Annotated in this window: 13 protein-coding genes; 7 read left to right on the plus strand and 6 right to left on the minus strand. The window is 63.7% G+C overall.

Annotated features, from left to right (window positions below; genetic code table 11):
- From H0W40_RS17190 to H0W40_RS17205, 4 genes are all read left to right on the plus strand, one after another.
- A partial coding sequence (locus H0W40_RS17190; RefSeq protein ID WP_292448660.1) for a GNAT family N-acetyltransferase occupies positions 1-417 on the plus strand: 417 nt, incomplete at its 5' end.
- Between the two features lie 79 nt (positions 418-496).
- Positions 497-769 carry an oxidative damage protection protein gene (locus H0W40_RS17195; RefSeq protein ID WP_292448663.1) on the plus strand — a complete coding sequence of 91 codons (273 nt, stop codon included), beginning with the start codon at positions 497-499 and terminating at the stop codon, positions 767-769.
- Between the two features lie 106 nt (positions 770-875).
- Positions 876-1,922: an extracellular solute-binding protein gene (locus H0W40_RS17200; protein WP_292448666.1), complete on the plus strand. Its 1,047-nt coding sequence runs from the start codon at positions 876-878 to the stop codon at positions 1,920-1,922.
- 138 nt (positions 1,923-2,060) lie between these two features.
- Positions 2,061-2,408 (plus strand): H-NS histone family protein, encoded by a 348-nt coding sequence (locus tag H0W40_RS17205; RefSeq protein ID WP_292448683.1) that lies wholly within the window; start codon positions 2,061-2,063, stop codon positions 2,406-2,408.
- A gap of 91 nt (positions 2,409-2,499) precedes the next feature.
- Here the strand turns inward: H0W40_RS17205 and H0W40_RS17210 are convergent, their stop codons facing one another.
- The 4 genes from H0W40_RS17210 to H0W40_RS17225 form a co-directional block, all read right to left on the minus strand.
- Positions 2,500-3,462, minus strand: coding sequence for a nitronate monooxygenase family protein (locus H0W40_RS17210; RefSeq protein ID WP_292448668.1), 963 nt, complete (start codon positions 3,460-3,462; stop codon positions 2,500-2,502).
- Between the two features lie 23 nt (positions 3,463-3,485).
- Positions 3,486-5,297, minus strand: a complete 1,812-nt coding sequence (locus H0W40_RS17215; RefSeq protein ID WP_292448670.1) for an acyl-CoA dehydrogenase — start codon at positions 5,295-5,297, stop codon at positions 3,486-3,488.
- Positions 5,298-5,387: 90 nt separating this feature from the next.
- Entirely contained in the window at positions 5,388-6,323 is a 936-nt protein-coding gene (locus H0W40_RS17220) for an FAD-binding protein (RefSeq protein WP_292448671.1), read from the minus strand.
- A gap of 84 nt (positions 6,324-6,407) precedes the next feature.
- Positions 6,408-7,157: an electron transfer flavoprotein subunit beta/FixA family protein gene (locus H0W40_RS17225; RefSeq protein ID WP_292448673.1), complete on the minus strand. Its 750-nt coding sequence runs from the start codon at positions 7,155-7,157 to the stop codon at positions 6,408-6,410.
- Positions 7,158-7,554: 397 nt separating this feature from the next.
- Here H0W40_RS17225 and H0W40_RS17230 point away from each other — a divergent pair, with 397 nt between their 5' ends.
- The 3 genes from H0W40_RS17230 to H0W40_RS17240 all read left to right on the plus strand — a co-directional run bounded on the left by H0W40_RS17230 (position 7,555) and on the right by H0W40_RS17240 (position 9,647).
- Positions 7,555-7,962: a hypothetical protein gene (locus H0W40_RS17230; protein ID WP_292448675.1), complete on the plus strand. Its 408-nt coding sequence runs from the start codon at positions 7,555-7,557 to the stop codon at positions 7,960-7,962.
- A gap of 150 nt (positions 7,963-8,112) precedes the next feature.
- Positions 8,113-8,808, plus strand: a complete 696-nt coding sequence (locus H0W40_RS17235; protein ID WP_292448678.1) for a hypothetical protein — start codon at positions 8,113-8,115, stop codon at positions 8,806-8,808.
- 8 nt (positions 8,809-8,816) lie between these two features.
- Complete coding sequence (locus H0W40_RS17240; RefSeq protein WP_292448679.1) at positions 8,817-9,647, plus strand: hypothetical protein; 831 nt, start codon at positions 8,817-8,819, stop codon at positions 9,645-9,647.
- A gap of 42 nt (positions 9,648-9,689) precedes the next feature.
- On the opposite strand, the gene H0W40_RS17245 is transcribed toward H0W40_RS17240, so the two are convergent.
- Entirely contained in the window at positions 9,690-9,911 is a 222-nt protein-coding gene (locus H0W40_RS17245; protein ID WP_292448681.1) for a DUF4224 domain-containing protein, read from the minus strand.
- The coding region (locus tag H0W40_RS20085; protein WP_367153837.1) for a hypothetical protein at positions 9,908-10,326 on the minus strand (419 nt) is incomplete at its 5' end. The genes H0W40_RS20085 and H0W40_RS17245, both read right to left, overlap by 4 nt.

Genomic DNA, 10,326 nt, shown 5'->3' on the forward strand with positions numbered 1-10,326 from the left:
GGCGGCATCCTGCAGCTCATCGAGCCCTTCGAGCGCGACGGCACGCTGGTCAAGCGCGACCGCACCGAGATCGAGCGCGACATCGGCCACTACACCGTGATCGAACATGACGGCGTGATCTTCGGCTGCGCGGCGCTCTACCCCTACCCCGAGGCCGGCACCGGCGAGATGGCCGCGCTTACCGTGAGCAACAACGTGCAGGGCCAGGGCGACGGCGAACGCATGCTCAAGCGCGTGGAACAGCGGGCCCGAGCAGCCGGCCTGTCGAGCATCTTCGTGCTCACCACGCGCACCATGCACTGGTTCCTCAAGCGCGGCTTCGTGGTGGGTGATGCCGAATCGTCCCTGCCCGAAGCGCGCAAGCGCAAGTACAACTGGGACCGGCGCTCGCAGGTGCTGGTCAAACACCTGAAGTAAGCAGCGCGTGCGTGCCCGCCGGTATTGCATGCCGCGGCCCGCTCTTCGCCCACCCTTGTACGAACCCTGGAGACACGACATGGCCCGCAACGTGAATTGCGTGATGCTCAAGAAAGAGGCCCCCGGCCTGGATTTCGCGCCCTACCCCGGCGATCTGGGCAAGCGCATCTACGACAACGTCAGCAAGGAAGCCTGGGCTGCCTGGCTCAAGCACCAGACCATGCTGGTCAACGAGAACCGGCTGAATCTGGCCGATGCGCGCGCGCGCCAGTACTTGGCGCGGCAGATGGAAAACTACTTCTTCGGCGGCGGTGCCGAGCAGCCGGCCGGGTACGTACCTCCGACTGCCTGAAGGAGATCGAGGCGGCATTCCCAAGCACTCTCGGATCAAGAACGCATACGCGAATCATTCTCGTTTGCTCTTATACTCCGGCGTCTTTCAACGCAAGGAGTATTCGATGTCCGTCCTCTCGACTGGAATCAAAGCCGCCATCGTCGCGCTGGCCCTGGGCGGCGCTCTCGCCGCGGCAGCGCAGGAGCCGGTGCTCAACCTGTACTCGGCCCGTCATTACCAGACCGACGAGGCGCTGTACGCCGGGTTCACCAAGGCCACGGGCATCAAGATCAACCGCGTCGATGCCGACGATGCGGGCATCCTCGCGCGGCTGCGCAGCGAAGGCGCCTCCAGCCCGGCGGACGTGGTGCTGCTGGTCGACGCCGCTCGCCTCTGGCGCGCCGAGACGGAAGGGCTGTTCCAGCCGGTGGATTCCAAGCTGCTTGAGAGCCGCTTGCCTGCCAAGCTGCGCGGCAAGGACCAGGGCGCTGGCTCGCAATGGTTCGGCTTCTCGACGCGCGCCCGTGTGATCGTGTTCAACAAGGCCAACGTGCAGCGCGAAGACGCCGACACCTACCAAGAACTGGCCGACCCCAAGAACAAGGGCAAGGTCTGCACGCGTTCGGGCTCGCACCCCTACAACCTGTCGCTGTTCGGCTCGATCTACGAGCACATCGGCGCGGCAGCCACCGAAACCTGGCTCAAGGGAGTGGTCGCCAACATGTCCCGCAGCCCAAAGGGCGGCGACACCGACCAGATCCGGGCCGTTGCGAGCGGGGAATGCGGCATCGCCGTGACCAACAGCTACTACGTGGCTCGCCTCATGCGCTCCAGCAAACCCGAAGACAAGGCCGTAGTCGAGAAGATCGGGGTGATTTTCCCCAACCAGGATGGCTGGGGCACCCACGTCAATATCGCCGGCGGCGCCCTTGCCAAGCACGCCCCGCACCCCGAGGCCGGAATCAAGTTTCTGGAATATCTGGCCAGCGACAGTGCACAGGCTCACTTCGCCAACGGCAACAACGAATATCCCGCGGTGCCCAGCGTGAAAGTGGCCAACCCCGCGCTCGATGCGCTGGGTTCGTTCAAATCCGAACTGATTCCCCTGTCGGTGGTCGGATTGAATTCGGTGCGTGTGCAGCAACTTCTCGACCGCGCCGGCTACAAGTAAGTGCCAGCGCAAAGGCCGGGGGCCCACGGGCATTCGGCGGGCAAATCGAGTTAAGGCTTTGTTTTGCAAACTCTCCAGCCTAGAATCGGCGGTGTATTACCGATAACCCGATCCACTCGTCTGGAGGTTTACATAGCAATGGCTACTTACCAAGAACTGATCTCCCAGAAAGCCGCCCTCGAGAAACAGGCGGCAGAGCTGCAGGATCAGATCGAAAACGCCCGCCAAGGCGAACACACGGAAGCCGTGGCGCAGATCAAGGCCTTGATGGAAAAGCACGGCGTGACGCTGGCCGAACTCGGCGGCGCGAAAGGCAAGCCGGGTCGACCGCCTCGTGCGGCGAAGGCCGGCAGTCCCGGACGCAAAGTCGCTCCGAAATACCGCAATTCGACCACTGGCGACACCTGGAGTGGCCGCGGTCTGCAGCCGAACTGGCTCAAGGCGGCACTTGCCTCGGGCAAGAAGATCGAGGATTTCGCGCTTTAACCGAAGCGCCGCTCTGCAAAACGCCGCTCCTCCGGGCGGCGTTTTAGTTTCTGGCGGTCCAACGGAACAGAAGCCTTTGGAGCTGAACCGTTCAGACCGTTGCCGGATCGGCCAACCTCGATATGGCCGCGCGGTATTCCTGTTCCAGCCGCCCGATCAGCACGGCTGCCGGCAGAACTTCCGTCACGGCACCGATACCCTGACCGCAGCCCCAGATGTCCTTCCAAGCCTTTCTGGCGTCGCCACCGAAATTCATGTTCGCCGGGTCGCTTTGCGGCAGTGCATCGGGGTCGAGCCCGGCATTGCGGATAGAGCCCTTCAGGTAGTTGCCGTGCACGCCGGTGAAGAGGTTGCTGTAGACGATGTCGTCCGAGCTACCCTCGACGATCGCCTGCTTGTAGCCCGCCACGGCGCGCGCCTCTTCGGTGGCGATGAAGGCCGAGCCGATGTAGGCGAAGTCCGCTCCCATCGCCTGCGCCGCCAGCACCGCACCGCCATGCGCGATGGCGCCGCTGAGCGCGACTGGCCCGTCGAACCAGGCGCGAATCTCCTGCACCAGCGCGAAGGGGCTTTTCACGCCGGCGTGGCCGCCAGCGCCGGCCGCCACGGCGATCAGGCCGTCGGCGCCCTTGTCGATCGCCTTCTTCGCAAAGGCGTTGTTGATGACGTCGTGCAGCACCACGCCGCCCCAGCCGTGCACCGCGTCGTTCACGTCGGTGCGCGCGCCGAGCGAGGTAATGACGATCGGTACCTTGTACCGCGCGCACACGGCCATGTCGTGCTCAAGCCGGTCGTTGCTCCGGTGCACGATCTGGTTGATCGCGAACGGCGCGGCGGGCCGCTCGGGATGAGCCCGGTCGTGCGCGGCGAGCGTCTCGGTGATCTCGGCCAGCCATTCGTCGAGCTGCGCGGCCGGCCGCGCATTGAGCGCCGGCATGGCGCCGACCACGCCCGCCTTGCACTGCTGGATGACCAGTTTCGGGTTGCTGATGATGAACAGCGGCGCGCCGATGATCGGCAGGGGCAGATTGCGCAGGGCAGCGGGCAAGGGCATGTGGTTCCTTGTTCTGTACTGACTCAGAACGCTTCGATCGCCATCGCCGTGACGCTGTCGGCCCCTTGGACAATGCTGTCGCGCAGGCCCGGCACGCGCGCGAGGATGTGCTCGGCATAAAAGCGCGCGGTGATCACCTTGGCCGTCATGAAGCCGGCATCCTCGCCCATGGCGGCATGGTCTTCGGCCGCCATCAGCGCGCGTGCCAACTGCCAGCCGGCGACCAGGTTGCCGGCCAGCATCAGATAAGGCACCGAGCCGGCAAACACCGCGTTGGGATTGCTCTTGGACTGACCGACGACGAACTCCACCACCTGCTCGAACGCCTCTCGCGCCGCCCTCAACCGCCCCAGGCAGGCACGCGCGGCAACGCTGGAACACTCGGCCAGCTGCGCCTCGGTCGAGGCAATCCGAGCGGCAATGGCCCTGGCGGTGGCGCCGCCATCGCGCAGGGTCTTGCGGCCGACCAGGTCGTTCGCCTGGATCGCCGTGGTGCCCTCGTAGATGGTGAGGATCTTGGCATCGCGGTAATGCTGCGCTGCGCCGGTCTCCTCGATGAAACCCATGCCGCCATGCACCTGCACACCCAGGCTGGTGACCTCCAGGCTCATCTCGGTGCTGTAGCCCTTGACCAGCGGCACCATGAACTCGTAGTAGTCCTGATTCTGCTTGCGCGTTTCGGCGTCGGGGTGAGCATGCGCCGCATCGTGTGCGGCGGCGGCGGTGATCGCCATTGCGCGACAGCCTTCGGTGAGCGCGCGCATCGTCATCAGCATGCGCTTGACGTCGGGGTGGTGGATGATCGGCGCACTGCCCGGCAGAGAGCCGTCGACCGGGCGGCTCTGCACACGGTCCTTCGCGTAGGCGACCGCCTGCTGGTAGGCGCGCTCGGCCACCGCGATGCCCTGCACGCCGACCGCATAGCGTGCGGCGTTCATCATGATGAACATGGTCTCCAGGCCGCGGTTCTCCCCGCCGAGGAGGTAACCCACCGCCCCCGGACCGTTCAGACCTTCGCCCCCCTGCGCGCCGTAGGCAAGCACCGCAGTGGGGCTGGCCCTGATGCCGAGCTTGTGCTCGATGCTCACGCAATGCACGTCGTTGCGCGCGCCCTTCGAGCCATCGTCCGCAAGCAGGAACTTCGGGACGATGAACAGCGAAATGCCCTTGACGCCCTCCGGCGCGCCGGCAATGCGCGCCAGCACCATGTGCACGATGTTCTCGGCCATGTCGTGCTCGCCGTAGGTGATGAAGATCTTGGTGCCGAAGAGCTTGAAGCTGCCGTCGGGCTGCGGCTCCGCCCGCGTGCGCACGAGCGCGAGATCGCTGCCGGCCTGCGGCTCGGTGAGATTCATCGTTCCGGTCCATTCGCCGCTGATCATCTTCGGGATGTAGCGGTCCTGCTGCTCCTGGGTGCCGGCGGTCAGCAAGGCCTCGATCGCACCATCGGTCAGCAGTGGACATAGCGCGAAGCTCATGTTGGCGCTGTTGAGCATCTCGTTGCAGGCCGCGCCGATTGTCTTGGGCAGGTTCTGGCCGCCGTAGTCGGCTGGGTGCTGCAAGCCTTGCCAGCCGCCCTCGGCGAACTGCCTGAAAGCCTGCTTGAAGCCGGGCGTGGTCGTGACCTCCCCGTCCTTGAACGACGAGGGCCGGAGGTCGCCTGCGCGGTTCAGCGGCGCCACCACGTCCTCGTTGAACCGCGCGCACTCCTCGAGCACCGCCCGGGCCGTGTCGAGGCCGGCCTCTTCCAATCCAGGCAGCGCAGCTATTTCATCGAGCGCGGCCAACTCTTTCATGCAAAACAGCATGTCCTTGACCGGGGCTTGGTAGTTCATCGCATGTCTCCTGCAGGACTCGAACAAAGGTCGAAAAAAGGGCGCCCGGACGCTGCACGTCGAGGCGCCTCGCTTCGAGGAAGGCCGCGTTCAGCCGAGCTCTTTGACCATTGCCGGCACGGCGTCGAACAAGTCGGCTTCGAGGCCGTAATCAGCCACGCTGAAGATTGGCGCCTCCGCGTCCTTGTTGATCGCCACGATGACCTTGCTGTCCTTCATGCCGGCCAGATGCTGAATGGCACCGCTGATGCCCGCGGCGATGTACAGGCTCGGTGCGACGATCTTGCCGGTCTGGCCGACCTGCCAGTCGTTGGGCGCGTAGCCGGCATCGACCGCGGCTCGGCTCGCGCCGAGCGCAGCACCGAGCTTGTCGGCCAAAGGCGTGAGCACCTCGGTGAACTTGTCGCTGGAGCCGAGCGCGCGGCCGCCCGAAACGATGATCTTTGCAGCAGTGAGCTCGGGCCGGTCGCTCTTGGTGACCTCGCGGCCGACGAAGCTCGACGCACCGCTGTCGTCCACCGCGTCGATGCGTTCTACCGCAGCGCTGCCGCCGCTGTTGGCGGCCGCGTCGAAGCCGGTGGTGCGAACGGTGATCACCTTGGTCGCCTCGGCGCTTTGCACGGTGGCGACGGCGTTGCCGGCATAGATGGGGCGCTCGAAGGTGTCGGGCGCGTCGATCTTGCTGATGTCGGAAATCTGCGCCACGTCGAGCAGCGCGGCCACGCGCGGCGCGATGTTCTTGCCGTAAGCGGTGGCAGGAAAGAGGATGTGGCTGTAGTCGCCGGCAAGCGCGATTACCTGCGCGGCGACGTTCTCGGCGAGGCCGTCGGCGAAGGCCGGCGCATCGGCATGCACCACCTTGGCGACGCCCTGCACCTGGGCAGCGGCCTGGGCTACCGCGCCGGCATCGGCGCCGGCGACCAGCACGTGCACCTCACCGCCGCATTGCGTCGCGGCCGTGATGGTGTTGAGCGTGGAGCCCTTGAGGTGGGCATTGTCATGTTCGGCAATTACGAGAGCGGTCATGCAGATTCTCCGGATTACGGCGCGTTGACCGGCGCTCCAGCGACCGGTCGAACGCGACGATTCAGTGCAGCGCTTCGCGCCGCGCTAAATCACTTTGGCTTCGTTCTTGAGCTTGGCCACCAGGGTCGCCACGTCGGGCACCTTGATGCCGGCACCGCGCTTGGGCGGCTCGACAACCTTGAGGGTCTTCAGGCGCGGCGCGACATCGACACCGAGGTCCGCAGGCTTCAACACCTCGAGCGTCTTCTTCTTGGCCTTCATGATGTTGGGCAACGTCACGTAGCGGGGCTCGTTGAGGCGCAGGTCTGTCGTGATGACGGCAGGCAGCTTGATCCTGATCGTCTCGAGCCCGCCATCGACCTCGCGCGTGACCATTGCAAAGCCGTCCGCTACCTCGACCTTGCTCGCGAACGTGGCTTGCGGCAGACCGGCCAGCGCGGCCAGCATCTGGCCCGTCTGGTTGCAGTCGTCGTCGATCGCCTGCTTGCCGAGGATCACCAGTTGTGGCGCCTCCTTGTCGATCAGCGCCTTGAGCAGCTTGGCCACGGCCAGCGGCTGCAGTTCCTCCGTCGTCTCGATCAGGATCGCGCGGTCTGCGCCGATCGCCATGGCCGTTCGCAAGGTTTCCTGGCATTGCGTGACGCCGCAGGACACGGCGATGATCTCGGTGATCACGCCCTTTTCCTTGAGCCGCACCGCCTCCTCGACGGCGATCTCGTCGAAGGGGTTCATGCTCATCTTCACGTTGGCGATATCGACACCGCTGCCGTCACTCTTGACGCGCACCTTGACGTTGTAATCGACCACGCGTTTGACCGGAACCAATGCCTTCATGCGATGTTCTCCAGGGACTCGAGTGCGTGATGCGTGCCGATTCTAGGGAGCCGCAATACCTGCACTGCAGGGACGCCACCAAGAAAAGCACGATCGTTCTATTCTAGCAACGAAAACTCGAACCCGCTTCACCGTCTCCATTGCCGCTGCGCCGCGGACGGCGCCAGGGCGCACGCCACGGGAAGACGGCGGCCCATCATCGCCAAGTGGGGCCCTGCATTCATTCGGGTTGCCGAACCGGGATCGGACATCAGGCTGCAGGCCGCATGAACCCTCATGGTCAGTCCGCGCTAGCTGCGCTTGTTCCCCGCTTTGTTCCCCGGTTGTGCAGTGCCTGCCTCGCCACCTCGTGTCATCACGAGTGTGTCAGCATCGCGCGCTTGCGGAGGGCGCGATCATGGGCATACGAGCGGCGGTGTGGCGTGTTGCGCCACCTCGGGAAGTAAGGCTGACACTTAACGCGATCGACGCCTTTCTTCGGCAGGTGGGCGGTCCGGGCGGCGGCGTAGTGCGCGACTCGGCCCGGCAGCTCGCAAAGGAAGCAGAGCGGACAGTCGTCTCGATTCGTACTGAGGGGATGGACCCCAACGACCTGGCGCTGCTACTTGTTTCCAATGCTGCGGGCGAGATGATTAGAAGCGGGGAGCACCACGTGCATCGGGCCAAGCTTTCAATGCTTGGAACCGATCTGCTGCGGGTATTCACGGCCGCTGTGGAGCGCCGGCGCGAACTGAACTATCAGTCCGCGGACGAGGCGGCAGACGACGTGCGATGGGTGCAGGAGCGCGTCGCTGAGGCAGGCTGATACCCTCCCCCGCACTTTTTTCATTTGCTCAATGAACGCAGCGCAGAGAATGAACGCTCCGTCCATCGCTTGCACTGATGGTGGAATCACTGAGAGAACGCAGCAGCAGCGCTGCTTCTCGCCCTGCGGTGTGCTTTAACCGAGGTAGTTGTGCGCGAGATAGGACTGATTCTGTTCGGTTGGCTTTTAGGCCTGCTGGGGCCGGCGTTAGTCGAAGCAATCAAGCAACGCCGCCAGGTCGACCGCGTTTTCACGGCGCTTGCACAGGAACTCCATCAACTCCGCTATCGACTCACCCTTGCCTGCCAGGGGGTGCTGGCCGGCTTAGGCAAAGTCGATGACGGGCACTTACGCTGGCTGCAGAAGCAGTTGGCTGGGTATCGCGGTCCACACGACAAGACAACCCTCACCACCTACGTGGAGAAGTTGCTAGCCCTGACGACCGAGGAACGGCGACGATTTCTTGAGACGCAACGTTCACAACCCCATCGAACCGTTCGAGTGCAGAGGTATGCCGTTCCGCTACTTGATTCGCGGCTAGCGTCTTTGTGGACGTTGGATGACCGCGTGCAGGTTCGGCTTCTGGAACTTCGGACCAACCTCGATATGTTGGATCGTGAGGTCGACGAGGCCACTTACTTCTTCAGGCTGACGTATGACGATCGAGAACACGAGCGAATGATCATCGTCAACAGCAGCCTTGACGAAGCATCCGAACGCTGGGTGGATCGTGCCAAGCAGATCGCCGATAAGTTGGAAGAACTCGAACCCCTCTTGCAGCGAGGCCGCTGGTTCGGATTTGGCCCACGCCGATCGGCTTCTTCGACAGTCACGCGAGCCGGATGAGGCTTTGGATGTCTGAGTTTCAGTTCACTGGCGTAAAGGCGGAACGGTATGTAATTGCGGTGCAGACCGAGCCGCTACACCGCAAGCTGTTACAGATCATCTGCACCGCCAAGGACGGCAGCTTATATGTGGCATTTCCCTATGCACAGCTCGGGCCGGGCACTATTGGCATCGCAAGGATCCCTGCTGGCCTGCCGGGCCCGAAAAACCTTCAGGTCGGCCACGATTTCCCTGCAACTGTTCACTCAGTTAAGTACGCGCACCATCCTGCAGGACGTGCGCACTTCTCACTCGATGGAAAGGTGTACACCCAAGTCCTTCGCGAAGCAGTCCCGCTGCACGAAGCGCAAGGCCACCTATTTACCGTGATGGTGCAGGGTGTTGATTACTTTCAGGTGCTTGATCGGCAGATGCGCTCGTCATCCGCGCGCGCTCTGGTTCGCCTACCGGTGCCTAAGTCCGGGTTCGAGGCGCTAAAGATCATTGGCCGGCTTTACCCGGAGAGTCGGCTGCCCGCGCATTCGCTCGAAGAGCTGCCGGACCAACGCGGGCTGGCGGTTCGCAATCCGGATGGATCCGTGTTGCCCGGCGTGCTGCTGCTTACTTCCTTGCGGGCCGGGGATCAGCGCTGGCTTCTTTTGCTGACCATCGAGCCAATTCCTCGAATCAACAAACAGGGAGACGCGTTCCTGACGTTCATGGGCGGGTTCGATCGCCCAGAGATCGCCTTGGATCACTCCGTCGACACCGAATGCTTGATGTTTTTCTATCCGTACCGGGGCGATATGAGCGAAGCGATAGCACGAGCCGGGACAGTCGATCGTCCGATCGCTATTTAAACAGCAGCCACAGGGTAGCCCAACGAGAAGCGGCCGACTCAACTAGAGCGGCACCGTCCACTTAGGGCTCCACGCGCCGCCGGTTTCATCCGGCGACGCAACGCCCGTCACGGCGTTGTAGTGCGCCCGGTTGACCAGCGGGTGCCCGTTCGGCCTGCGTTCCACCTTCAATCCGAGCCGTTGAAGGAACCGCACCTTCGCTGCGTTCTGCTTGAGGCCGGCGCAAATCGCATCGATCTCCTCGTCGGTCAGGTCGGGCCTCATTTCGACGCCTCGACCCATCGCTCCACCCCCTTCATGTCCACGTTGATCATGCCGTCCGGGTCACGCCGGTACTCGCGCCCTTCGATCCACTTACCGTCCTCGATCTTGCGCCGCAGCGCCTTCTCGGTCCGGCCGGTGAGATGCGCGGCCAGCTTGACGCTGACGTAGCGGGCGTGGTTGACGACAAGGACGCCAGACGCTCCAACAGGTGGCAGGCGCAGGAGCGTCGCCACTTCGTTGGCCAACTTCAGCGCAGCGGGATCCGGGAGTTGGTTCATCGACGTAGTAAGAGGTGGCCTCGGAAATCCGAACACGACGATAAGTGGAAACTCTGCTTCATGAACCCGGGCTGAGAGCTCGAGAAAGCAGGAAGGCCATGAGCAAGAGACCACGCAGGAACCACTCAGCGCTGTTC

Origin of the sequence: Methylibium sp. (assembly GCF_013817345.1) — a bacterium.
GTDB lineage: Bacteria > Pseudomonadota > Gammaproteobacteria > Burkholderiales > Burkholderiaceae_C > Methylibium.

Bases quoted from the DNA above. Each gene is read 5' to 3' on its own strand.
- H0W40_RS17225 (WP_292448673.1), bottom strand. From the start codon at position 7,157: ATGAAGGCATTGGTTCCGGTCAAACGCGTGGTCGATTACAACGTCAAG.
- H0W40_RS17240 (WP_292448679.1), top strand. From the start codon at position 8,817: ATGTCTGAGTTTCAGTTCACTGGCGTAAAGGCGGAACGGTATGTAATT.
- H0W40_RS17220 (WP_292448671.1), bottom strand. From the start codon at position 6,323: ATGACCGCTCTCGTAATTGCCGAACATGACAATGCCCACCTCAAGGGC.
- H0W40_RS17200 (WP_292448666.1), top strand. From the start codon at position 876: ATGTCCGTCCTCTCGACTGGAATCAAAGCCGCCATCGTCGCGCTGGCC.
- H0W40_RS17245 (WP_292448681.1), bottom strand. From the start codon at position 9,911: ATGAGGCCCGACCTGACCGACGAGGAGATCGATGCGATTTGCGCCGGC.
- H0W40_RS17230 (WP_292448675.1), top strand. From the start codon at position 7,555: ATGGGCATACGAGCGGCGGTGTGGCGTGTTGCGCCACCTCGGGAAGTA.
- H0W40_RS17215 (WP_292448670.1), bottom strand. From the start codon at position 5,297: ATGAACTACCAAGCCCCGGTCAAGGACATGCTGTTTTGCATGAAAGAG.
- H0W40_RS17210 (WP_292448668.1), bottom strand. From the start codon at position 3,462: ATGCCCTTGCCCGCTGCCCTGCGCAATCTGCCCCTGCCGATCATCGGC.
- H0W40_RS17205 (WP_292448683.1), top strand. From the start codon at position 2,061: ATGGCTACTTACCAAGAACTGATCTCCCAGAAAGCCGCCCTCGAGAAA.
- H0W40_RS17195 (WP_292448663.1), top strand. From the start codon at position 497: ATGGCCCGCAACGTGAATTGCGTGATGCTCAAGAAAGAGGCCCCCGGC.